This window comes from uncultured Clostridium sp., assembly GCF_963527835.1.
Taxonomy (GTDB): domain Bacteria; phylum Bacillota; class Clostridia; order Clostridiales; family Clostridiaceae; genus Clostridium.
On record NZ_CAURTC010000036.1, the window covers coordinates 14,491 to 39,423 of the forward strand.

A 24,933-nucleotide genomic window follows, 5' to 3' on the forward strand; every position below is an offset into this window, starting at 1 on the left:
TGTATTTATGAATGAAAATTTAAATTACTTAAAAAAAAGATTTGAGAAAGCATTTGATGTAAAGTATAGGGATGTTGATACTAAGCTTGGAAAAGCAACTTTGATATTTATTGATACATTGTGTAATTCACAATTTATAAGTGATTATATTGTAAGTCCACTGAAAAATTATAGCTATGAATGTAAGTCTTTAGATGATATTGTCACCAAGGTATTAGAAATTAATATAGTTGGTAATGTTAAAGATTTGGATGATGCAGTATTACATATATTATCAGGAGATATAGTATTAACATTTGAAAATGAAGAAAAAATGATTTTCTGTGAGGTAAAGGGGTTTCCGACTAGAGGTATAAGTATTCCTGTTACAGAATCAGTAGTAAAGGGTCCACGAGAAGGATTTAATGAATTATTTGTTAATAGTATTTCATTAATAAGAAGAAAAATCAAGAATTCAGATTTAAAATTTGAGCCTTTATATGTTGGAGAAAAATCACAAACAGTTGTATGTTTGTGTTACATAGAAGGGGTGGCACCAGAGTACTTAATAAATGAAGTTAAAGAAACAATCAATAATTTACATTTAGACTTTATATTAGACACTAATTATATAGAAGCTAAACTAAGAAAGAAAGATTCATTATTTGATACTGTTGGATATACAGAAAAGCCGGATGAAGTAGCAGCTAAAATAATGGAGGGAAGAGTAGCAGTATTAGTAGATGGAACACCATTTGTACTAACAATTCCATATTTCTTTTTAGAAAATTTTCAAACTCCAGATGATTATTATTTAAATAGACTTTTTGTTAATTTTTTAAGAATACTAAGGTGGCTTGCATTTTTCTTAGCTACATTTATGCCAGGATTATATATAGCTGTTGTTACACATCATTTTTCATTACTAACACCAATGTTTACATTTAGATTAGCTGTTGCAAGAGCTGGTGTGCCATTTCCAACAGTTTTTGAAGTTATAATAATGATGCTAGCTTTCCAACTTATTAAAGAAGCAGGTTTAAGATTGCCACAACCAATTGGTGGAGCTATGAGTATAGTTTCGGCATTAATACTTGGAGATGCAGCAGTAGGAGCAGGTATAGCATCAAGAATAACAATTATTATAGTTGCATTAAGTACGTTAAGTTACTTCTTGATTCCTAAAATATATGGAGCAATTTCTATTTGGTCAATAGGTGTTGTAATACTTAGTGCATTCTTTGGATTGCCGGGATTTTTTATGTCATTTGTAATTTTATTAAGCGATATATCAGATTTAGAAACAGGTGGATATCCATTCTTATTTCCTATTGCAACAGATACAACTTATAAATTTAGAGATACAATCTTTAGAGGTAGATTAAGTAAAATTTCTAAGACAATAATAGGAAAGGAGAAAAATAATGAAAATTAAAAGAGCTTTTATAATTTTATTAGTAATTTTAATGTCCTTTTCTATGGTTTCATGTTTTAACTATCACGATATAAATAAGGTGACTTTTGTAACAAGTATTATATTTGATGAAGATGAAAATTCTAATGTTGTTTTGTACTTAGATTGTGTTAAAGCATTTAGAAATGCCAATGAGAGTATTGAAAAAGGAAAAAGATTAATATATAAGGGTGAAGGTAAAACTGCTTTAGAAGCAATTAGAGATGTTAACATGGCAGCTAGCTTTAAACTAAATTTCACTCAAAATAGAGCATATATTTTTACTGGTAATGCTGTTAAAAATGGAATAAAAAAATATATAGATTTAATAAATAATGATCCTGAATTTCCAATAACACCTAATATGTTCGCTTATTTTGATGATGTTGATAAACTTTTAGAATTATCAAGTAGTGACGAAGAGTATTTAGGGTTATTTTTAGATGATTTAGTAGGAAAAAATGAAAATTCATCAAAAGTAATAAAGTTAAATACAAATACTTATATGATTCAAAGATTATTGCCTAACAATTTATCTATTATAAGTACATTAAAATTAAAGGAAGATGCACGTGATAAAAAAATAGAATTAGGTGGTGGGACAATAATTCAAAATGATAGGATGATTGGAAAAATAGATACACTAAATACTTTAAGTTATAATCTTTTAACTAATAATATTGAGAGTGGAATATTAGAAGTTGTAAATCCAAATGCAAAGAATAATTTTATAACATTAAAAATACTAGATTCTAAGATAAAAACATCTGTAGATTATTCTAATGACAAAATAGTATTAAATAAAAAACTTAAGTTAAAAACTAATATTGCTGAATCACAAAGTAAATTTATGGTGGATAAAGAGTTTATAAATAGTATTTGTGAATTAGAGGAAGAAAGTATAAAATTACATTTAAAACATACATTTAATGAGTATAGAGAAAAAAATGTGGATATATTACAAGTAATGAATTTGTTAAATCAAAAATATGGATATGAAAAAGAAGAGGACTATTTATCTAAAGTAGAACTTAATGTTGAGGTAGATATAGATATAGATGGAAGCGGAAGAACTAAAAATAGCTTATAGATAAGAATCAAACCATGTTTTAAGTTAAAGCATTAATTTTATAATAAGTATAAAATTATAAGTAAATTAACTTTAAGCATGGTTTTGGTTTTAATTAAGTACTTTGCTTGTGCATATATGAACACTAACATAAAACAAAGTCTAATTATTAACTTTTGAATTGTTGCCAAAATATAAGGATAACGATATACTATAAATATTGTAAGTTAAATGTATATAATAGTAGATAATTGAACTTAGTTCAATAATTTAGGAGGTTTATAGTAATGGCAAATGTATTAGATGAGTTACTTGATCGTGGGTACATAAAACAATTTACTCATGAAGAAGAAACAAGAAAATTATTAGAAAATGAGAAAGTAACTTTTTATATAGGATTTGATCCAACAGCAGATAGTTTACATGTAGGTCACTTTATAGCGATGATGTTTATGGCTCATATGCAAAGAGCTGGACATAGACCAATAGCTTTATTAGGCGGCGGAACAGCAATGGTTGGAGATCCAAGTGGTAAGACTGACATGAGAAAAATGCTTACTAAGGAACAAATACAACATAATGTTGATTCTATAAAAAAACAAATGGAAAGATTTATAGACTTTTCTGATGATAAAGCTTTAATAGTAAACAATGCAGATTGGTTATTAGATCTTAATTATGTTGACTTTTTAAGAGAAGTAGGAGTTCATTTCTCAGTTAATAGAATGTTAAGTGCAGAATGTTTTAAACAAAGATTAGAAAAAGGATTATCATTCTTAGAATTTAACTATATGTTAATGCAAGGATATGATTTTTATGTTTTAAATCAAAAATATGGATGTAAGATGGAACTTGGTGGAGATGATCAATGGTCTAACATGATTGCTGGTGTTGAACTTGTAAGAAGAAAAGCACAAGGCGATGCAATGGCTATGACTTGTACATTATTAACTAATAGTCAAGGACAAAAAATGGGTAAAACTGTTGGTGGAGCATTATGGCTTGATGCTGACAAAGTATCTCCATTTGACTTCTATCAATATTGGAGAAATGTTGATGATGCAGATGTAGAAAAATGTTTAGCATTATTAACTTTCTTACCAATGGATGAAGTAAGAAGATTAGGTGCTTTAGAAGGTGCTGAAATTAATGGAGCTAAGAAAATTCTTGCTTATGAAGTTACAAAACTTGTTCATGGAGAAGAAGAAGCAAAAAAAGCAGAAGAAGCTGCTAATGCTTTATTCTCAGGTGGTGCTGACATGTCAAATGTACCGACAGTAACTATAGCTAAAGAAGACTTAGGTTCAACAGTTTTAGACGTAATAGCTAAGACTAAAATAGTTCCATCTAAAAAAGAAGGAAGAAGATTAATAGAACAAGGTGGTTTATCTATTAATGGAGAAAAGATCACTGATTTAACAAGAACATTAAATGACGATGATTTTAGAGATGGATCTGCCCTAATAAAAAGAGGTAAGAAAAATTATAATAAAATAGAAGTACAATAGTAAAATTATTGTCTTAAAAATAACATATTATAATGAAAAAATAGGATTTGAAAAATTATTTCAAATCCTATTTTTTTAGGTAATTTAATGGTTGTTAAGATTCTGATATATAATAAATATATTTCTTTGTATGTTAATTTATTCATTATTATAACGATAAATAAATAGTATAAGTTAGAAAAAAATAATTTTATAGTTTATTGAACATATAGATTAATTATTATGCTATGTTAAAAAATAGTGCTGAGATTGTAGAATAAAGCTTGTGGAGAGAATTTTAAAAAGTAAATTCTAAAATCACTATGCCATTATACTAAAATGTTAACATTAACATAAAACAGAGCTAATTATTAAAGGGGGGAGAATAAGAAAAAATGCCAGGTATTTGGAATGTAAATAATGCTTATAATAATAGTAATACGAGAAAATTCTCTAGTAAATTAACATTTTCAGTAGGAGAAAAGTTTAGCGGTAGAATCGTATCTAAGGGGGAAGGTAAAGATGTCACTATAAGATTATCAGATGGATGGCAATTTATTGCAGAACTTGATGGGAACATAAACTTAGATGACCTTAAGCTAGTAAATTTTCAAGTAGAAGATTTTAAGGACGGAAAATTAAAATTAAAATTAGTACCTAATGAACAAAAAGGTGAAGAAGTTTCTAATGAGGTATTTAAGGATGTAATTGATAAGGAAGGTTTATCTAAAGAAGATATAAATATATTAGAAAAAATGATTAAACATAATATCCCATTAACGAAGGATAATATAAATAAAATCAAAGGATTAATTCAATTTAATGAAAATATAAATTTGAGTTCAGATAATATAGATGATTTCATACAAAATTTTCTTGAAAGTAGAGGTGTTGATATAAACACTCCTAAGGGAGAGTTTATAAAACAGAATCTCGTAGAATTTTTTAGTAATTTTAAAAATATGTCAAGTGATGAAATATTATTATTTTTAGAAAACAATATAGAATTTTCAACAGAAAATATAAAATGTTTTAATGAACTCTTTAATGGAAATTTATCAATAGAAAAATTATTATATAAATTATCTCAGGAGTTAGATAATTCGCAATCAAATTTAAAAGATATACAAAATAAAGAGATAATAAATGATAAAGAATATTTAAATAAAGAAAATATAAATAATGAATTTTTAAAAAATAGTAATAAAAGTTCATTAATATCTAAAATATATGATTCAAATGATGTTTCAAAGAATAAAGTTAGTGTTGTATCATTATTAAAAAGTATTACTGGTGATAATGAAAGAATTTTTAATGATTATTTAAATGATGTAATTAATTCTAGAGCTGAGAATTTAACAACGAAAGAATTTAACAGATTAATATCATTAACATCAAAATTTGAAGATAATGATATAGTAAATATAATTAAAAATGAATTATCAGCTAAGGGATTATCCGATGAAAGTATAAAATCTAATGGTTTAGAAAGTAAGTTTATAGATGGAAAGAATTTATTAGAGAATACTTTAGGAAAAATTTTAAATAAAGAAATAAATTTAACTGATGAAGAATTTAAAAGGTTTAATGATCTTATTAAATATAAATTACAAACTAACATAAATGAAACTGATGTAAAATCAGAACCATTTATGCTTGATAAAAGTCAAACTTCTCAATTAAAACCTGATTTTAATAATTTATATTCAAAAGATATTGAAAATTTCTCAAATAAAGATTTAATAAAGCAAGAAATGGTAAATAAATTTAATGAAGTAAGAGATATTGTAAAAGATATAATAAATAATATTGATAATAAAGTAGCTGGGTATGAAAAAGTAATGGAAATGATAAAAGGTAATATTGGAGAATTTAAAATATTTAATTCTATAAGTGAACAGTATTATTACTTAAATTTCCAAGTTCCTGTTAATTCAGAAGAATATCCATGTAAACTAATTATAAAAGACAACAGAAAAGATGGAAAGAAAATAGATAAAACTAATGTAAAAATGGTTGTTAATGTTAAAACCATACATTTAGGTGATGTTGATGGATATTTAACATTGAAAGACAATAGAATAGATATAAATTTAAAGTGTGATAATAAGTATGTAGATGTATTAAGTAAAAATAAAAGTAAATTAAAATCCGGATTAGAGACATTAGGATTACTTACAGAAGTTAGTGTTTCATTGAGAGAAGAACCTATTAACTTAGTAACTTGTGGCAAATTTTTTAATGATTTAAGTATCTCAAATATTGATATTAAGGTATAATAAAGTAGATATATTTTGAGCGTAAATTGTTTATGGAGTGAGTATATATGACTGAAAGAAAAAAAGCAGCAGCTCTTAAATATGAATTAAATAATACTGAAGCTCCAATTATAGCAGCATCAGGAATGGGACATATTGCAGACAAAATAATAGAAAAAGCACAAGAAAATGAAGTTCCCATAGTTTATAATAAAGAGTTAGCAAATTTGTTATGTAACGTTGATGTTGGAGATGAAATACCAACAGAGTTGTACGAAGCGGTTGCTCATGTAATAGCATTTGTAACTGATATAGATAAAACACTATAATTGTGTAAAAAATAGAAAGGTGATAAATAATGGCACTTTATACTATTTCAGATTTGCATTTAGCAATGAATGTTGAAAAGCCAATGGATATATTTGGAGAAAATTGGGCGAATCACTGTGAAAAAATAAAGAAAAATTGGCTAGAAAAAGTTAAAGATGATGATATGGTGTTAATAGCAGGAGATATTTCATGGTCACTTAAGGAAAGTGACAGCAAATTTGATTTAGATTGGATAGATTCTTTACCAGGTAAGAAAATTATAAGTAAAGGAAATCATGACTATTGGTGGGGAAGTATATCTAAATTAAATAAACTATATGAAAATACAAAATTTCTTCAAAATAACTTTTATACTTATAAAAATTATGCGATTTGTGGTACTAGAGGTTGGATTTGTCCAGGCGGAGACAAGTATTCATCGAAGGACGAAAAAATTTATAGTAGAGAACAAATAAGATTAAAATTATCTTTAGAGGAAGCAAAAAGTAATGGATATGAAGATATTATAGTTATGATTCATTATCCACCAACCAATGATAAATTTGAAAAATCAGCTTTTTTAGAAATATTTAAAGAATATGGTGTAAAGAAAGTTATATACGGACATTTACACGGACCATCATTAAAAGGCAATCTATTAAATGGTGACTTAGATGGAATAGAATATATATTATCTTCAGCAGATTATCTTGATTTTAATCCAAAGCTGATTATAGAATAAAGATGTTGAAAAAATATTTTTTCAACATCTTTATTTTTGGCTATGTTTTAGCAGTGTGTTGATATATGCATAAGCAAAGTGGACGTAATAATTGAACTTTACCTATTGCATATATCAACACATATTTAAAACACAGCCTTATTTTCATATATTATATATTTTTAGATAAATAATTCAGTATATTATTGAAAGAATCTGATTAAGTATCTAATTTAGATGCAATTTCTTTAGTTAATTCAAAATTTTTTCTTTCAATATCATTTACTTTTTAACAGAATTAATAACAGCATCTTTTTTATTTTAAGTGGTTGTAAGATTTCCTATGTAAGTTGTAATTTTACAAATAGTTTATAAAATTATTTTAAAATGATAGTCATTAAGAACCATTTAGATATCAGATGTATAAGTTAATATAAGTAGTAATAATTTTATAGGGAGAACATTTTGGGAAAAGGATATATATTAGTAAGACTATTTAAGTTTAAGGATGCTTTGCCTAATACAAAAGGAAAACTTATAATTACTAATGCTGAAAATGGAGAAATAGTATATGAGAAAGATGATGCTTTTGATATTAGCGGAAGAAGTGAATTTATAGAAGTAATAACACCAGAAAAAAGTTTATCTCAACAACCATATGAAGAAGGAGTTATTCCATATGGTATATATAATATAGATATATTGCCTGAAAATTTTGACGAAGTCATTATTGAAGGTGTAAGTGTTTTTGAGACAATTACGTCCATACAAAATATTGAGCTTGTTGAAGAAGGTGAAGAGAGCGCTTTTAATGTTTCAGCAGAAAAAATTATTATTCCACCAGAACAGCTTGTATTTAATGCCAAAAGAGATAAACAAGTGGGGACTATGATTCAGCCATTAGTTTTAGAAAGGCCATATATACCTGAATTTATTGTTGTACATTTAGGTCCACCAAGTGTACCTGCTGAGAATGTAACAGTAGGATTTGTAGATTATATTAAAAATGTTGCTTCAAGTGAAATATACCCAACATGGCCTGAAGAATCATTAAAAGCCAATATATATTGCCAAATATCATTCGCATTAAATAGAATTTATACAGAATGGTATAGAGGTAAGGGATATTCATTTCAAATTACTAATTCAACTGCATATGATCAATATTTTATAAAGGGTAGAAATATATTTGATAATATAAGTAAAATAGTAGACGAAATTTTTAGTGAATATATAGTAACTATTGGTAATAAAACACCGTTTTTTGCACAATATTGTAGTGGTACAACAGTTACGTGTGATGGATTATCACAATGGGGAACTGTAGATTTAGCAAATGCAGGTATGCAGGCTTTAGATATTATTAGATATTATTTTGGTTATGATAAAGATTTAGTTAGAGCAACTATGATTGAAGGAATACCCGAATCTTATCCAGGAACATCACTTAGACTTAATGATGAAAATAGTAATGTTAAGGTTATACAAAAACAATTAAATAGGATATCTAAAAATTTCCCTGCAATACCTAAAATACCATATGAGAATGGAAAGTTTGATAAATCAACTGAAGATGCAGTAAAAGTGTTTCAGAAAGTTTTTAATCTTGTCCAAGATGGAATTGTAGGAAGAGCTACTTGGTATAGAATATCCTCTATTTATGTTGGGGTAAGAAGATTAGCAGAGCTTGAGCAAGAACCAGACATAGAGGAAGAAAATCTACCACCAGATTTAGAAGGGGAATACCCAGGATATTTATTAAGGTATGGTTCTAGAGGAGAAAAAGTTAGAGAAATGCAGACGTATCTATCAGTTATATCAAAATCATATAATATACCAAGTATCAATGCAGATGGAATATTTGGAGATATGACAAAAGATGCTGTTATAGCTTTTCAGAGATTATTTGGATTAGTTCCAGACGGAATAGTAGGGGTAAATACCTGGAATAAAATATATTCTGTATATAAAGATTTATATAAAGAAGCGGAAGAACAAGAATTTGATGGAAAATATCCAGGTTATTTATTAAGATATGGGTCAAGGGGAGAAAAGGTTAGAGAAATTCAGACATATCTATCAGTTATATCAAGATCATATAATATACCAAGTATCAATGCAGATGGAATATTTGGAGATATGACAAGGAATGCTGTATTATCTTTTCAAAGATTATTTGGATTAGCTCAGGATGGGATAGTAGGATTAAATACTTGGAACAAAATATATGAGATTTACAGGAGTTTGAAAAGACCTAGTAGAGTAGCGAGGATTTATTCGGCTGATTATCCAGGATATGTACTAAAAGAAGGTTTATACGGTGATGATGTTAAATGGGTACAAACGTATTTAAATGCCATATCTAAATTTTATAAAGAGATACCTGAGATAAAGGTAGATGGAGTGTTTAATAAAAGAACCAAAAATGCTGTAATAGATTTTCAAAAAACTTTTGAATTGAATCCAGATGGAAAGATTGGCGTAAATGACTGGAATAAATTAATATCAGTATATAATAGCTTGGCTGGTGAAAAAAATATTAATGAACCTGATATATTATATGGTTATCCAGGTTTTGATTTAGAATTAGGAGATGAAGATGGGTATGTCACAGTTTTACAAAAGTATATAAATGTTCTTGCTAAAAACAACTATATATCAAATCAAATTATAGAAAATGGTATATTTGATAAGAAAACTGAAAATGCAGTTAAAGAACTACAGGAAGAATTCAGAATAAAAGTAACAGGAGTAGTTGATAAGATTACTTGGGATAAAATATCATCATTATATGAAATTTTATATACTGGTAAAGTATTTAAAAGGAATAGAAAGTAAAAATTAAATTTTTAATTTATACTGTTTATATTCTGTAAATAAAAACATTCTTCATTTTTAAAATATGCTTTTTGCAATTTTGAATTTATTTTAGTAACAAGAAGAAAAGATGTGACATAGTCTACATCTTTTCTTTTTATTAATTTTAAATCAATAAATTGTAAATTAAATATATTATTTAGAAATATTTTTACTTAAGTTGTCTAATGTATCGTTAAATTTATCTAAAGAATCTGATTGAGTATCTAATTTAGATGCAATTTCTTGAGTTAATTCAGAATTTTTTCTTGCAATATCATTTACTTTTTCAACACAATCAATAACATCGTCTTTTTTACTTGAAGCAGTTGTAAGATTTCCTATACAAGTTGTAATTTCATCAATAGTTTCTTCTATAGAGGATTTAATATTATTAAAACTACCTTTTGTAGCACTTAATGAAGTATGTTGAACAGCTAAAGCAGAATTACCAGAATTCATAGCTTCTGACGCTTGAATTATATCTTTTTTAATTTCTTCTAATATATCTGTTATGCTTTGAACAGCTAATTTTGAGTTTTCTGCAAGCTTTCTTACTTCACCAGCAACAACTGAGAATCCTTTACCAGCTTCACCAGCTCGTGCAGCTTCTATTGCAGCATTTAATGATAAAAGATTTGTTTGACTAGCTATTTGACTGATAGAATCAGTTATCATATTTACAGATTCTAATTTACTAACTAAAGCATTTATAGTTTTAGTTGAGACTGTAAACATATGTTGCAATTCATTTAATGACGTATCTAAATTTTCTATTGATACAATTCCATTATCAGCTACTTTATCTGTATCTAATACTTGTCCATGAACATTAGTAACGTTTAACGCTAATTCCTCCATATTAGATCTAAAATCATGTAGTAGATTTGTTGCATGATTTGCTTCATGATTTTCAGACATTGATAAGTTTGCTAAATGTGATACTGATGAATTAATATCATTAATAGAGTTATGAATTCTAGAACTTTCACTTTTTAATTCAGAAAGTCCTGTACCTATTTTTCTAATTTCTGAATTATCATTAGTTTGTGGTAAATTGATATTTTGCGTATTTTCTAAAGTCGTATTTTCTGTATACTTTTTGTTTTGAAAAAATCTCATAAGATTTTATCCTCCTTTATTTATACTTATAAAGTCTCTAATTATATTAATTATCGCTCGCTTTTATTAAATCTCGACCATTTCTAGCTAATTCTTTTATTTTATATGAAGCTCCAATAGTTGTTATAGCTTTAGAATACCATATAAGAGCATCTGAATTATTACTAAGTCGTCTATTTAGTTCTCCTAAAAGATACATTGTAGAATCACGTTGAAGACCATACATAGGAAATGATTCTACAATGTATGCTTCATTAAAACCTTTTAATGCTTTTTTCAAAAAATCCAATTCGTTGTTTATATCATCTAAAAGTCTATACATCCAAGCAATTTTTAAAGAAATCATAGCTTTATTACTATAATTAGAATTTAAAATTACAGAATTTACTAAAGCAAGTTTGTAACGCTGAACAGCAATACTTGCAGTGATTATATCTGGATAATCTCTAGGTTTCCATAAAGGTTTTATCTTTTCTAAAACAATTTTTTTCTCATGTTTTTTTATTTTAAAAAAATCTACTTTCATAGAAGCATATCCACAATTGTTACAAATCCATATATCATAAAAATAAGGATTTGATGAAGAATATCTTATAAAAAAATCAGAGTCTTTAGACAGTATCCTTGGTGAATTAACTTTAACAGCACTAACCTTAAATTTATATTCACATACAGGACAATGTAATTGTTTTAGAAATAAATGTTTTCTTATTTCTTCTTCACACACTTTATTTCACCTCAATATAAATTACATGTCAAATTACAATTTATTTTTATTAAATTTATAATTTTACCCATTAAATTATACCACAATATACTATTAAAAAAAATAATTCTAATTAGATAAATAATTACACATAATCTAAAGTTTTTGATATAATAAATATGAATGATATTTAAAAGGATGGTATTTATGGCAATAAACGATTGGAAAAGTTTTTTAATGCCGTATGAGCAAGCAGTAGAGGAACTTAAGGTAAAATTAAAGTCTATAAGAAAAGAATATAGAAGAAAAAATGAATATTCACCTATAGAGTTTGTTACTGGCAGAGTAAAAGAAGTTTCTAGTATATTAGAAAAAGCTAATAAATTTGAAATACCTATAGATCAAGTTAGATATGAATTAGAAGACATAGCTGGAATAAGAATAATGTGTCAATTTGTAGATGATATAACTAAAGTCGTAGAATTATTGCGTGGAAGAAAGGACATGCAAATTCTTTATGAAAAAGACTATGTTAAAAATGTAAAAGAAAGTGGTTATAGAAGCTACCACATGATAATAAAGTATCAAGTAAATATGGCAGAAGGACCAGTAGATATTCTCGCAGAGTTCCAGATTAGAACTTTGGCTATGAATTTTTGGGCTACTATTGAACACTCGCTTAATTATAAATATAAACAAAACATACCTACTCAGTTGAAAGAAAAACTTAAAAGTTCAGCTGATGCAGCTTTTAAATTAGATGAAGAAATGCTACAAATAAAAGATGAAATAAAAGATGCCCAAAAAATTTTTGAAGTAAAATCTAGCATAATTTCAAATATTATGAACTCTTTATTGACTTTAAGCTCATTAGGTAAGGAAGCAGAAGCAGCAAGACATGAAAAAACTTTAAATAAACTTATTCAATACGGAGAAATTTGGGAATTGGATAACTTATTATTTTATGTAAAAAAAGATGTTGAAAAATATAGAGAATAATATTAAAGCTATGTTTGATAGTATGTCAAACATAGCTTTAATAATAGGTAAAATTTTAAAAGAAAGGATTATATAACTATGATAGGAAAACAATTGCTAAAAAAGTTAAAAGAAAATCCAGAATATATTAAAGAAATTAGAGATGTAAATGATGAACTTAATTTATTTATAGTTAGAAACAATGCAAATAATATAAAATATATTGAAAATCCAAGTAAAGAAGTTCAATTAGAGGCAATAAAAAGTAGCCCATTGTCTATACAATATATTAACAATGTCTATGAAGATGTTGGCATTATTTGTGTAAAAGCATTATGGAATTCACTAAAATATATAAAAAATCCAACAGAAAAAATAATAAGAGAAGCGATTAAGACAAAAGGTTGGGCAATACAGTTTGTAAAAGATCAAAGTCAAGAATTGCAATTACTAGCAGTTGCAAAAGATCATGATGCTATTAAGTATATAGATAATCCATCAGAAGAAGTTCAATTAAAAGCTATTGAAAATTATTATGCAGCGATTAGGTATATAAAGCATCCAACATTAAATGCAAAGATTGCATCTATTATGTCACATGAAGAGGGCATAAATTATATATCTAATTATGATTTGGATGAAATGAAATTATTTATTTATAAAAATATAAGTGTGGTTAAATATATATATGAAAATATAGATATAGATTTAGTTATAGAAGTTGTAATGGACAAAATAAAAGATGAAAATATAGAAGAAAAATATATGAGAGATTTTTTAGAACTAGAAATATTGGAAATGGATAAGGTTAGTTTTGTTTGGGAATATGGATCTAAAAATGCAAAGAAAATATTAGTTGATTATAAATTATCTATGTAAGTGTAATTTACGCATTTTAAATGAGAATTATAATTAATTTTAAATAATAAAATATATTTATTATTTTTATAACTCAGAGAAGTATTTAAAAATAAAGGGGAGGATATTTTGAATTATACAGAAACTTTAAAAACAGTCGATTTAGTTATGAATTCAAATGATGTGCCATTAATAATTGGAGAAAGCGGAATAGGAAAAACATCGTTAGTTAGAGATGTAGCTAAAAACAATGATTATTTGTTAGTTACTATAGATGCAAATCTTTTAAAAGAAGGTGAAATAGGTGGATTGCCTGTAGTAGAAAATAGAGAAGTAGTATATGCAACACATAATAAATTAATAGAGGTGAAAAATTTATTATGTAAAGATGATGTAAATGGAGTTATATTATTTATCGATGAGTTAAATAGATGTGACCATGCAGTTTCACAGGAACTTATGAATCTTATATTAAATAGAGAGATAAATGGTTATGTTTTAGATGAAAAAGTGAAGGTTATTGCAGCTATGAATCCATCAAATAAGTATGATGGATTTTCAGATAGTCAATATGAAGTAGTAGATATGGACCCAGCTCAAGAAGATAGATTTGTATGGTTAGAAATGCAATCAGATGTGAAGGAATGGATAAAATGGGGAATGAGTATAGATGGGAATATTCATGAACATATAATAGAATTTATATCTACATTTCCACAGTATTTACATACACCAAATTCAAATGAGAGTATAAAAGCAACTCCAAGAAGCTGGCATAGGATATCTAAAGCTTATGAGGTGTATTTAAATAACAAGGATAAATATGATTTAAATATATTTTTAAATACCGTGAGAGGAAATGTTGGATCTAATATATGTAATGATTTTGCTGATTTTATACTTCATATAAGAAAACCACTCATCAAAGTTGAAGATTTATTTGAAAATGAAATCTTAAGTTTTGATTTAAAGGAAAAGTTAGAAAATGAAAATCACTCAAGGTTATATATATTAGCTAAAAATGTAATCTTATTTGTAGAAAAAAATTCTTCAGAAAAAAATTTAATATTATTTTCAAAGGTGTTGGATTTATATCCTAGAGATTTAAGACTTGGAATAATGAAAGAAATTAAAAAAGACCATAAAGATGGCTTATATGAATTGTTATTAAATCAAGACGAATTTATAGAAAGCTTTTTTAACATATTTATTAAATAGGATATCTTTAGTAAGATGTTAATATGCATATAGGTAAAGCTTAGCAGAGTAGTTAAACTTAATAATACTAAAATGAGTATAGTTGCATTAAATAAACATGAATACAATTGAGAGGAGGAGTTATGTGGATTTTAATAATAAAAAAGAAGAACTTTTAAAAAAAGCGTATAATATAAAAAGTATTGATGAACTTGATAATATGTATATAAAGAGTTTTTTTGAACTAGTTGAACAGGTTATTCTTGATTTATTAGAAAGTGAAGATTCATTTTTTGGTCAATTTATGTTAAGAGTAAAAAGGCAAATAAGAATTGACTTGAAGTCTCCTATAGCTACTATTCCTAAAAGAAATGGATTTAATATGTGCTTTAATCCTATATTATTTTTACAATGTGAAAAGAAAGAAATGTCAGCATTATTTAAGCATGAAATTTATCATATAATGTATTCACATTTTTCTAGAGAGAGAAAAATGAAAGAAAGATTAAGCAAGGAAGCTATAAATACTGCACTAGATATTTCGATAAATCAATATATAAAAAATCTTCCACCTTGGAGCAAAAAGATTAATTCCATAAACATGGAGTATAACTTAAATTTAAAAGAAGATAGAAGTGCTGAGGAATATGCAGAAGAAATTTATAAATCAATTAAGTTAAGAATAAAGGAACCTAAAATTGACAAAGAAGAGTCATTAGATGAAATTAATTTAGAAAACGCTCATGATATATGGGAAGAAATAGATGTATCTCAAGAAGATATAGAAAGTTTAACTAAAAAGACAGCAATTAGCATATATGATGAAAATATGCCAAGTGATATTGAAGATATAATTTTAAGTTATAGCGAAAAATCAGAAATATCTTGGCAAAAAGTATTAAAAAATATATTACCATCTGTAAAAAGTGGTTATAAGAAAACTACAACTAGAAGAAATAGAAGACAACCTAATAGGTTAGATTTGAGGGGAAGATTACCTAAAAATGAATCTGAATTAATAGTTGCAATTGATATAAGTGCAAGTATGAGTGATGATACTTTACATAAAATTTTAGTTGAAATATTAGAGATAAGTAAAACTATAAATAATACTATAACAATAATAGAATGTGATGATACCATTAAAAGAGTGTATAAATTAAGAAGTGAAAAAGATATAAAAAAAAGATGCGAAAATAATGGGTCAACTGCTTTTACACCAGTATTTAAGTACATATTAGAAAATAATTTAAGAAATTCTGTGTTAATTTACTTTACAGATGGTGTAGGTGAAAAGGAATTGGATATAAAGCCGTTGAATAAAAGAATAATATGGGTGTTAATTGGTTCAGAAGAATTCTCATTAAAAAATAATTATGGAACAGTAAAAAGAATAAGTAGTGATAAAGAAGAAAAAATTGAGGGGAATGTTGGATTACGTATGGTTAATGCTGCAATACATGATTGGGCTAGATAACAAGTAAGTAATTAATTAAAAGACGCTATTTTAGCATATTATTGATATGTGCATAAGCAAAGTGGACTGAGTAATTGAAATTAGGAATACTAAAATGACTATAGTCCAATTTTAGCTTGCTCCCAATATAAAATTGAGACAAGCAGTAAATGTGACAATATTCATTGAGAATTCTCAAAGTTCAATTACAATGCCACTTGACCTATTGCATATATCAATAATCATTTAAAATATAGCTAAGTAAACAAGTAATTAAGTAATTAAGGAGGGGAAGTGTGAGTAAAAAATTTAAAGTAAAAGATTATGCAATTATTATAACCGTATTATTTACCATTAGCTTAATAATAAATATTTTTAGTTATGTTAACATACGAAATTATAAATATAGAATTGGAAAAGAATCTAAAATTAATATTGAAGGTGTAAGACAAAGAAATGAAAGCAATATGGATATTCTTAATATGAGCATAGATCAAAGATGTATAAAAAATGAAGAATTATTAAAGCTCTATAAGAATTATGAAATTATTGCAAATGATACAATAAAATTATGGGAACAGTATGGTGAATATAAAGCAAATAATTTTTCAAGATTTTCTAAAGAAATAGAAACTAAAAAAATAATACAAAATGATGTACATGGTAGAATAAAAGAATATATGTTTATTGTATTAAATGAAGCTATGAAAAATAGAGAATCTGGTTTAATGTTAAATGAAAATTATTTAAATGATTTTGTTGTTATGCAGGAATTATCAGAAAAAATATACAGTTATTTTGAAGATTTTAATTCTACAAAATTATTAAATTTTACTGGAGTAGATAGAGAAAAGAAAATTATTAGAAATAATTATTGGATTGATATGTTACAAGGGATATATGATATTAGTGCACAGTATTCAAGTATTCAATGGAGTGTAAGTGACACTGAAAATGTTAATAATATAGACATTATTAACGAAAGTAAATAAAAAAATACAACTACTTAAATTAAGTAGTTGTATTATATATATTAGTGACATCCACTACATGAACCACCACAGCCTCCAGCAGGAGCTATAACTGGTTTTAATGTAAGGCCTCTACCTTCATTTTCATTAGTAGAGAGTATTATAAAGCCACCAAATTCATCTATTAAAGTTTTTTCTGTGATGAAAGATACATCATTTACTTTTTCTACAACGTCAGTATCAGTAGCTTGAGATACTGAGATATTAAATATTGGACCGCTACAAGCAGCACCAGCAAAATTTATTCTAATATTAAAATCAGATATGTTATTATCATCTAAAAAACCTTTGAATTCATTATAAGCTTCTTCGCTTATAGTAATATTTTTCATATAAATCACCTACTTAAATTAAAATGATTAACAAATGTTAATGAATTAAGTATATCATACAAAATATAAAATAAAAAGATTATAAATTATCCAAATTATAGTTTTATAAGTAGAAAGTATGATATAATTTACCAGTAATTTATCTCTTTAAAGTATTAAGGTTAAAAGTTATAATTTTAAGTATTAAAAGGGTTTATATTATTAATAATAATTTATATAATAATTTTTATATTAGTTTTTAGAAGGGAAAAATTTATGAAACCATATAGTAAAGATTTTATAATAAAAGAAGTACAAGAATATAATTCTCTTATAAATGAATATACCCTTGGTTGTTATTCTATAAAAAAGAAAAGTAGTAAAGGAGTACGGCTTCAAGGATATATGTATGAAAATACACAAGAATATGATTTACCTATAATACAATTATTAAAAGATGATAAAAGTTTAATGCGTCTTACACCAAAGGAAATAGAGAGTTCTTATCAAGCAATAAAATTTGCTAAAGGCAAAGTTGGAATTGTGGGTCTTGGCCTTGGATATGTAGTAGATAAAATTGCAAATAAATCTAAGGTTAATGAAGTTATAGTATATGAAATTAGTGAAGAAGTAATAGAAATGTATAAGAAAAACTTTGGAACAAATAATAAAGTTAAGATTATACATGGAGATGCATTTAAAGCTAAATCAGAAAAATTTGATTTTTTCTATGTTGATATATATGAATATAAATTAGACGTAAGAGTAGTAGAAGATTATAATGCATTTAATAAATTGCATGAAATAGAAGAGTATTCATTTTGGGGAATGGAACATTTTCTTTTAAGTTGTAATTATGAAGAAGTTTTATGGGTATATATTCCAGAAAACTGGATTGAAATGAGTAAGAATTTATATGTATCTCTTGATACATCAGGGTATATAAAGAACTATAAACAGTTAGAAGAAGATAAAGTAAGAGATGTACTTAAAGAATTTAAGAAAATTTTAAATGATGATTTATAAATATAATTTAAGGTTATAAAAAATCTGTATATACTTTATGAGTTTTATAAAAACTTTTCAAGTATATACAGATTTTTTATTTAAATGAAATTTCAAAAAAATAATTATATTAAAAATTAATATTTAATTAAATAAAATATAATTATCTTTTGAAAATATAGCTATAAAAATAAAAAAATGTAAAATAATACACGGAAAAATATATAATTATGATTAAAATGAAACACTATGTTGAATTATTAGGAATATAATGTTAATATATATGAATGCAAAAAAATATATATGATAATAGCATACTTATTGAAAAATAGGGTCGCAAAGCTTATGAGTCTAAGGAAAAGTTATTTTCTATGATCGTCAGGTTACCAAGATATAATTAATTTAAATATATAATTTTAAGTTTTGGTATCTATGGTTCATAGATACTTTTTATTTTGTATAAGTTAAATAATAAATATATTTAATTTATTTTAAAAACTTAAAATTTAATTTAATTTAATAAAGTAAAAAACAGTAATTGACTTTTTAGAATACGTTTTACATACAATAAATTAGAGTAAAATAGTAATTTATAGAGTTGATTTATATTGCTTAAAGAAGAAAAATTAAATTTAAGAGGGGGGAGAAAATAATTATTAATTTATTTAATAATTATTAATAATCATGAAGAAAACAGACGAATTATTATATGAAATAGGAAATATTATTAATCACGGTATAGACAAGGAGGGCGTTATAAAAATTTTAGAAATTTTAAATTGCTCTATTCCAGTGGAAATATTAGATGAAATTAAGTTATATGGAGATTATTTGCCCAAAATTTCAGAGAATGGTATGTCGGATGAAAAAAGATATTTACATTTTTTATGGGATGTATTGGACAAGTCTCCAATGTGCCTTATAGCAAACTTTGCAATTCCATATAGAAGAATTTTAGCTAAAAAATTATTTAAGTCTTGTGGAAAAAATTTCATAGCAGAAGAAAATGTTAGATTTAATATACCAGATAACATTGAATTTGGTGATGATGTATTTATTAATAGAGGAACTTTTATAGATTCTAAAGGTGGAATTAAAATTGGAAATTTTGTTGGTATAGGAGAGGGCGTAACTATACTTACACATTCTCATAAAGAAGATAATCATTCATCAAGAGATTATGAAGAAGTAATAATAGAAGACTATGCTAAGATATATTCTAATGCAACAATACTTTTAGGAGTAAAAATTAAAAAGAAAGCTATAGTTGCAACTTGTTCTTTAGTAAATAAGGATGTTAAAGAGAATACAATAGTTGCAGGTATACCAGCAAAAGAATTTAGAGAAAGAAATACCTTTGGTAAAAGTGAATTAAATCATGTATGGCTTCATAATAAAAGTTTTCAAAATAAATAGAGATTTTTAATTGGAATTATATTTTAAATTGTTATTAGAGATTATAATTTAACAAATTTTATTGAATATAGAAAATTAAAATAAATATTATTAGGAGGATGATCATGAAAAATAAGATTGATGTTTATTTTAAGAAAGCATCTGTAAAATCTAAATTAATGTTAATAATTATACCAATAGTTGCTTTTGGATTATTGTTATTAACATCAATAACATATGGTTCTGCAAAAAATATGATACAAAAAGAATTAGTTAATCTTATGTCAGAAAGGGAAACAGAAGCTGTCAATAATATTGATACTTGGTTAAATTCAAGACTTTCAGAAGTTAAGGAATTAGCTCAAAGTCCTATATTAGAACGTGTTTTAGAGCTTAATCCGGACTTGAATTTAGAAAATAATGATGAATCTATAGCTCTTATAGACCAATTAAATTTATCACGTTGGACTTTTGTTAATAATACATATCCTAATGAATATGCAGCTTTGCATATTTTGAGTGGAATTCCATCTAATGAATGGAAAAATGTAGAAAATTCAAGTAAACTTTTAGCAAGATATTATAATGTAGATGGGGATGAGAACAAAACTTCTCCATGGGCTAAAGCAGCCTTAGAAGAAACCTTTAAAAAATTTTCTAATAATAATGGTCCTTATGATATAATTTTAAATCCTACATATTCTGAAGCATATAAGAGAAATGTCGTTATGATGATTGCTTGGAAAAAAGATGAAATGGGAGAGGCTAAAATAGGGGCAGCGTCTAGTTTAGCAATAGAAGTAGTAGAAAATAAAGTAAAAGAATTAAAATATGGTAAAAAGGGATATGGAATGTTAATAGCTGATAATGGGACATTTATATCACATCCGAATCAAGAATATGTTATGAAAGAAAATATAAATACATTAGAAGATAAGGAAATGCTAAAGTTATCATCTGCTATAAAATCACAAGATAAAGGTATAATTAAACTGGGTATGGGCACTGGAAAGAAGTTAGCATTTTATCATAAAGTACCTGTAACTAATTGGATGGTAGTGAATGTAGTATATGAAAGTGAACTTTTCTCAATTTGTACTAAACTATTAATATTAATGCTAATAATAGCAATATTAATTATAATAGCAGTTATTTTAACAATATATAAGTTTTCAACTAATATGCTTAAACCATTAACAAATATAAGTATATTTGCTGATGAAGTAGCAGCTGGTAATTTAAGTGCAAATATAAATATTAATTCATATGATGAATTTGGAAAAGTTGCTAAAGCATTAAATAATACAGCTCAATATTTAAAAATTTATATTTCTGAAATAGATGAAGTACTAGGAAGTATTTCTAATGGAAACATTAATGTAAATGTAGAAGGTGAATATAAAGGTGATTTTGTAGGTATAAAAGAATCTTTGATAAAGATAGTATCATCATTAAATAATACATTTACTCAAATAAGAGAAGCAACACAACAAGTTTCTAGTGGATCTCAGGAGGTAGCTTCAGTAGCTCAAGTATTAGCACAAGGAGCATCTGATCAAGCAAGTTCAATAGAGGAATTAACAGCATCAATTGGGGATATTAATGAACAATTGAAAGGTACAGCAGAACATGCAAATGGAACTAATAAAATTGTAAATCAATTAGTTGCATATATTGAAGATAGTAACAAACAAATGGACGATATGTTAAGTGCTATGAGCAATATTGATGCTTCATCTAAAAATATACAAAATATAATAAAAACAATAGCTGATATAGCTGAACAAACTAATCTCCTAGCTTTAAATGCAGCAATAGAAGCAGCAAGAGCAGGAGAAGCAGGTAAGGGGTTTGCAGTAGTCGCTGATGAAGTAAGAATGCTTGCAGAACAAAGTTCACAAGCAGTTAAGAGAACAACAGAACTTATTGAAAATTCTATAGAATCTGTTAATGAAGGTAAAGTAATAGCAGATAATACAGCAAGTTCATTAAAAGAAGTTGTAGAACATACTAAAGGAGCTACTGAATTAGTTGTTAATATAGCTAATTTAGCAGAAGAACAATCAGAATCTCTTAATAAGATAAATGAAAGAATAGAAGAAATAGCTAATGTAATTCAATCTAATTCATCAATAGCAGAAGAAAGTACAGCTGCTAGTGAAGAATTAACAGCACAAGCAGAAAGCTTAGATTACATGGTTGCACAATTTGAATTAAAAGAAGATTAGTATATTCTGTGTTTTAACAGATAAATTGATATATGCATAAGCAAAGTGGACTGAGTAATTAAACTTAGGAATACTCATTAAGTATTCTCAAAGTCTAATTACAATACCACTTTACCTATTGCATATATCAACTTTATTTAAAATACAGAATATTTTTTTGAAGTTTAGTTAGCTGAGATTTTACAACTATAGAAAAGTTAATGAAGAAATCAGATTGCAAAAGGAAGCTCGACTCCTGTTTAGTCGCTGAGTAAGTTCGAGGAACGAAATATAAAAATTTCGACTCTTACTTAAGAGTTCTAAAAAGAAAATTCCAATGCCACTACGCTAATATACTATAATATTACCTCTGTTAAAACACAGAATATTTTTGTTTATGAAATTAGCAGAGTATAGTCCCATTTTAGCTTGCCCCAATGTAAAATTGTACTGTGTGAAAGTTCATGTTTCCAAATGTAAAATTTTTATATTAACTTTTGACAAGCAGTAAATGCGAATATTAAAAGGAAACTAGACTTCGCTAAGTAAGTTTGAAAATACAAATATAAAAAAATAGTATCCTGAAGAAGTTATATTCTCAGAATACTATTTTTTTATTGAATTTATATAATTCTAAAAAGAAGTATATAATTAAATTTTCTATTTTACAACTATATTAACAAGTCTACCTTTTATAACAATTACTTTGATTATGTTTTTGCCCTCAGTATTTGCTTTTATAGTTTCGTTTTCTAATGAAGCTTTCTTTATACCTTCTTCATCTAAGTTTGATGGTATCATAATTTTAGCTTTTATTTTGCCATTAACTTGAATAGCTATTTCAACTTCATCTTTAACTAAAGCAGCTGGATTAAATTCAGGCCATTTTTCATTAAATATGGTTGAGTTATGACCTAATAAGTTCCAATGCTCTTCAGTAAAGTGAGGTGCGAATGGTGCTAATAACTTTAAGAAATCTACTACAGTTTCTTTTAAGAAAGCAGGATTTTTAGTATCAGCTTGAAGATATTTATTAAGAGCATTTGTAAATTCCATAAGTCTTGCTATTGCAGTATTAAATTGCATTTTTTCTGCATCTTCACTAACACCTTTAATAGCTGTATGTCTCCAGAAATTTAATTCTTTTTCTTCGGAATCCATAGTAGTCTTAATATTTTCTGAAGCGTTAATGATATCTCTGCATGAGTCTAAAGTTCTTTCAATTCTGTCTACAAATCTAGCAACAGATTTAATTCCATCATCACTCCATGCTCCGCCTTCAGTATAAGCAAAACCAAACATTAAATACATTCTAAATACATCAGCACCATAATCTTTAATATAGTCATCCGGTGAAATTGTATTTCCTTTTGATTTACTCATTTTTAAACCATCTGGTCCTAAGATTAATCCTTGGTGAGTTAAGCTTAAGAATGGTTCATCAAATTTTAAGTAGCCCATATCTCTTAATGCTTTAGTTATAAATCTTGCATATAATAAATGCATACAAGCATGTTCTGGTCCACCAACATATTTATCTACAGGTAACATTTTATTTATTAATTCAGGATCAAAAGGTGCATCAGTATTTTTGTTATCAGGGTATCTTAAGTAATACCAAGAAGAACATACAAATGTATCTAAAGTGTCAGCTTCTCTCTTTGCAGGTTTACCACAGTGAGGACAAGTAGTATTTACAAATTCTTCACACTTTCCAAGTGGTGATTTACCATCTGGAGTAAACTCAACATTATAAGGAAGTTCTACTGGTAAGTCTTTTTCAGGAACTGGAACTATTCCACATTCATCACAGTATATAACTGGAATAGGAGCTCCCCAATATCTTTGTCTTGAAACTAACCAATCTCTTAATCTGAAGTTAACTTTCATTTGTCCTAATTCATCTTTTTCAAGTTCAGTAACAATAGCTTTTTTAGCTTCATCTGTAGTTAAACTATCAAATTTTCCTGAATTAACAAGTATTCCATGTTCACAGAATGGAAGTTCTGGTTCATCACCTTGTTTATTAGTAATAACTCTTTCTATTGGTAAATTAAATTTACTTGCAAATGCGAAATCTCTTTCATCATGTGCTGGAACAGCCATAACGCAACCAGTACCATATGTAGCTAATACATAATCGGCAATCCATACAGGAACTTCTTTTCCGTTTATAGGATTTATAGCATACGATCCAGTAAATACACCACTTTTTTCTCTTGATGATGATTGTCTTTCTATATCAGATTGCTTGCTAGTTTCTTCTTTATATCTTTCAACAGCTTCCTTATACTCTGGAAGAGTTAATTCATCAACTAATTTATTTTCAGGTGCTAATACAACATAAGTTACACCGTTTAAAGTATCAGCCCTTGTAGTAAATACATCAAACTTTAAGTCAGAATCCTTAACTTTAAATGTAACTTGTGCACCATATGATCTTCCAACCCAATGCTTTTGCATAGATTTAGTTTTTTCTGGCCAATCTAAGCCATCTAATTTATCTAATAATTCATCAGCATAATCAGTTATTTT

Annotated in this window: 19 protein-coding genes and 1 riboswitch; of the genes, 15 read left to right on the top strand and 4 right to left on the bottom strand. The window is 26.3% G+C overall.

Going from position 1 to position 24,933, the window contains the following annotated elements:
• Positions 1-7 precede the first annotated feature (7 nt).
• The 7 genes from RYM86_RS14785 (at position 8) to RYM86_RS14815 (ending at position 10,114) form a co-directional block, all read left to right on the top strand.
• On the top strand, positions 8-1,414 hold the full coding sequence (locus RYM86_RS14785) for a spore germination protein (protein WP_315081440.1): 1,407 nt from the start codon (positions 8-10) through the stop codon (positions 1,412-1,414).
• The gene (locus tag RYM86_RS14790) at positions 1,404-2,522 is read left to right on the top strand and encodes a Ger(x)C family spore germination protein (protein WP_315081443.1); all 1,119 of its coding nucleotides are present in this window, start codon (positions 1,404-1,406) and stop codon (positions 2,520-2,522) included. The genes RYM86_RS14785 and RYM86_RS14790 overlap by 11 nt, the downstream gene beginning before the upstream one ends.
• A gap of 266 nt (positions 2,523-2,788) precedes the next feature.
• A complete protein-coding gene (gene tyrS / locus RYM86_RS14795; RefSeq protein WP_315081445.1) occupies positions 2,789-4,009 on the top strand; it encodes a tyrosine--tRNA ligase in 1,221 nt (406 codons plus the stop codon).
• 374 nt (positions 4,010-4,383) lie between these two features.
• A complete protein-coding gene (locus RYM86_RS14800; RefSeq protein ID WP_315081446.1) occupies positions 4,384-6,267 on the top strand; it encodes a flagellar hook-length control protein FliK in 1,884 nt (627 codons plus the stop codon).
• 47 nt (positions 6,268-6,314) lie between these two features.
• Positions 6,315-6,575 carry an EscU/YscU/HrcU family type III secretion system export apparatus switch protein gene (locus tag RYM86_RS14805; protein WP_252211819.1) on the top strand — a complete coding sequence of 87 codons (261 nt, stop codon included), beginning with the start codon at positions 6,315-6,317 and terminating at the stop codon, positions 6,573-6,575.
• Positions 6,576-6,604: 29 nt separating this feature from the next.
• The gene (locus tag RYM86_RS14810; protein ID WP_315081450.1) at positions 6,605-7,297 is read left to right on the top strand and encodes a metallophosphoesterase; all 693 of its coding nucleotides are present in this window, start codon (positions 6,605-6,607) and stop codon (positions 7,295-7,297) included.
• A 444-nt stretch (positions 7,298-7,741) separates the two neighbouring features.
• Positions 7,742-10,114, top strand: coding sequence for a peptidoglycan-binding protein (locus RYM86_RS14815; RefSeq protein WP_315081451.1), 2,373 nt, complete (start codon positions 7,742-7,744; stop codon positions 10,112-10,114).
• A 174-nt stretch (positions 10,115-10,288) separates the two neighbouring features.
• Here the strand turns inward: RYM86_RS14815 and RYM86_RS14820 are convergent, their stop codons facing one another.
• The gene (locus RYM86_RS14820; RefSeq protein ID WP_315081452.1) at positions 10,289-11,254 is read right to left on the bottom strand and encodes a methyl-accepting chemotaxis protein; all 966 of its coding nucleotides are present in this window, start codon (positions 11,252-11,254) and stop codon (positions 10,289-10,291) included.
• Positions 11,255-11,300: 46 nt separating this feature from the next.
• Entirely contained in the window at positions 11,301-11,981 is a 681-nt protein-coding gene (locus tag RYM86_RS14825) for a DUF2225 domain-containing protein (RefSeq protein ID WP_315081453.1), read from the bottom strand.
• Between the two features lie 186 nt (positions 11,982-12,167).
• On the opposite strand from RYM86_RS14825, the gene RYM86_RS14830 reads away from it, so the two are divergent.
• The 5 genes from RYM86_RS14830 to RYM86_RS14850 all read left to right on the top strand — a co-directional run bounded on the left by RYM86_RS14830 (position 12,168) and on the right by RYM86_RS14850 (position 17,441).
• On the top strand, positions 12,168-12,959 hold the full coding sequence (locus RYM86_RS14830) for a GTP pyrophosphokinase family protein (RefSeq protein WP_315081454.1): 792 nt from the start codon (positions 12,168-12,170) through the stop codon (positions 12,957-12,959).
• Positions 12,960-13,037: 78 nt separating this feature from the next.
• Positions 13,038-13,817, top strand: a complete 780-nt coding sequence (locus RYM86_RS14835; protein ID WP_315081456.1) for a hypothetical protein — start codon at positions 13,038-13,040, stop codon at positions 13,815-13,817.
• Positions 13,818-13,925: 108 nt separating this feature from the next.
• Positions 13,926-15,014, top strand: coding sequence for an AAA family ATPase (locus RYM86_RS14840; RefSeq protein WP_315081457.1), 1,089 nt, complete (start codon positions 13,926-13,928; stop codon positions 15,012-15,014).
• A 124-nt stretch (positions 15,015-15,138) separates the two neighbouring features.
• Complete coding sequence (locus RYM86_RS14845; protein ID WP_315081458.1) at positions 15,139-16,470, top strand: VWA-like domain-containing protein; 1,332 nt, start codon at positions 15,139-15,141, stop codon at positions 16,468-16,470.
• Positions 16,471-16,745: 275 nt separating this feature from the next.
• Positions 16,746-17,441, top strand: a complete 696-nt coding sequence (locus RYM86_RS14850; RefSeq protein ID WP_315081459.1) for a hypothetical protein — start codon at positions 16,746-16,748, stop codon at positions 17,439-17,441.
• Between the two features lie 41 nt (positions 17,442-17,482).
• Here RYM86_RS14850 and RYM86_RS14855 read toward each other — a convergent pair whose 3' ends face one another.
• Positions 17,483-17,812, bottom strand: coding sequence for a HesB-like protein (locus RYM86_RS14855; RefSeq protein WP_315081460.1), 330 nt, complete (start codon positions 17,810-17,812; stop codon positions 17,483-17,485).
• Between the two features lie 255 nt (positions 17,813-18,067).
• Between RYM86_RS14855 and RYM86_RS14860 the strand changes: the two genes are divergently transcribed.
• From RYM86_RS14860 to RYM86_RS14870, 3 genes are all read left to right on the top strand, one after another.
• Positions 18,068-18,817, top strand: coding sequence for a hypothetical protein (locus tag RYM86_RS14860; protein WP_315081461.1), 750 nt, complete (start codon positions 18,068-18,070; stop codon positions 18,815-18,817).
• Between the two features lie 280 nt (positions 18,818-19,097).
• Positions 19,098-19,187, top strand: a riboswitch (cyclic di-GMP riboswitch).
• Positions 19,188-19,480: 293 nt separating this feature from the next.
• A complete protein-coding gene (locus tag RYM86_RS14865) occupies positions 19,481-20,212 on the top strand; it encodes an acyltransferase (RefSeq protein ID WP_315081462.1) in 732 nt (243 codons plus the stop codon).
• Positions 20,213-20,316: 104 nt separating this feature from the next.
• The gene (locus RYM86_RS14870; protein ID WP_315081463.1) at positions 20,317-22,419 is read left to right on the top strand and encodes a methyl-accepting chemotaxis protein; all 2,103 of its coding nucleotides are present in this window, start codon (positions 20,317-20,319) and stop codon (positions 22,417-22,419) included.
• 639 nt (positions 22,420-23,058) lie between these two features.
• On the opposite strand, the gene leuS is transcribed toward RYM86_RS14870, so the two are convergent.
• On the bottom strand, positions 23,059-24,933 hold a 1,875-nt coding region (gene leuS, locus RYM86_RS14875), incomplete at its 5' end, for a leucine--tRNA ligase (protein ID WP_315081464.1).

Bases quoted from the DNA above. Each gene is read 5' to 3' on its own strand.
- RYM86_RS14860 (WP_315081461.1), top strand. From the start codon at position 18,068: ATGAAACCATATAGTAAAGATTTTATAATAAAAGAAGTACAAGAATAT.
- tyrS (WP_315081445.1), top strand. From the start codon at position 2,789: ATGGCAAATGTATTAGATGAGTTACTTGATCGTGGGTACATAAAACAA.
- RYM86_RS14805 (WP_252211819.1), top strand. From the start codon at position 6,315: ATGACTGAAAGAAAAAAAGCAGCAGCTCTTAAATATGAATTAAATAAT.
- RYM86_RS14830 (WP_315081454.1), top strand. From the start codon at position 12,168: ATGGCAATAAACGATTGGAAAAGTTTTTTAATGCCGTATGAGCAAGCA.
- RYM86_RS14820 (WP_315081452.1), bottom strand. From the start codon at position 11,254: ATGAGATTTTTTCAAAACAAAAAGTATACAGAAAATACGACTTTAGAA.
- RYM86_RS14865 (WP_315081462.1), top strand. From the start codon at position 19,481: ATGAAGAAAACAGACGAATTATTATATGAAATAGGAAATATTATTAAT.
- RYM86_RS14790 (WP_315081443.1), top strand. From the start codon at position 1,404: ATGAAAATTAAAAGAGCTTTTATAATTTTATTAGTAATTTTAATGTCC.
- RYM86_RS14785 (WP_315081440.1), top strand. From the start codon at position 8: ATGAATGAAAATTTAAATTACTTAAAAAAAAGATTTGAGAAAGCATTT.
- RYM86_RS14855 (WP_315081460.1), bottom strand. From the start codon at position 17,812: ATGAAAAATATTACTATAAGCGAAGAAGCTTATAATGAATTCAAAGGT.
- RYM86_RS14800 (WP_315081446.1), top strand. From the start codon at position 4,384: ATGCCAGGTATTTGGAATGTAAATAATGCTTATAATAATAGTAATACG.
- RYM86_RS14870 (WP_315081463.1), top strand. From the start codon at position 20,317: ATGAAAAATAAGATTGATGTTTATTTTAAGAAAGCATCTGTAAAATCT.
- RYM86_RS14810 (WP_315081450.1), top strand. From the start codon at position 6,605: ATGGCACTTTATACTATTTCAGATTTGCATTTAGCAATGAATGTTGAA.
- RYM86_RS14835 (WP_315081456.1), top strand. From the start codon at position 13,038: ATGATAGGAAAACAATTGCTAAAAAAGTTAAAAGAAAATCCAGAATAT.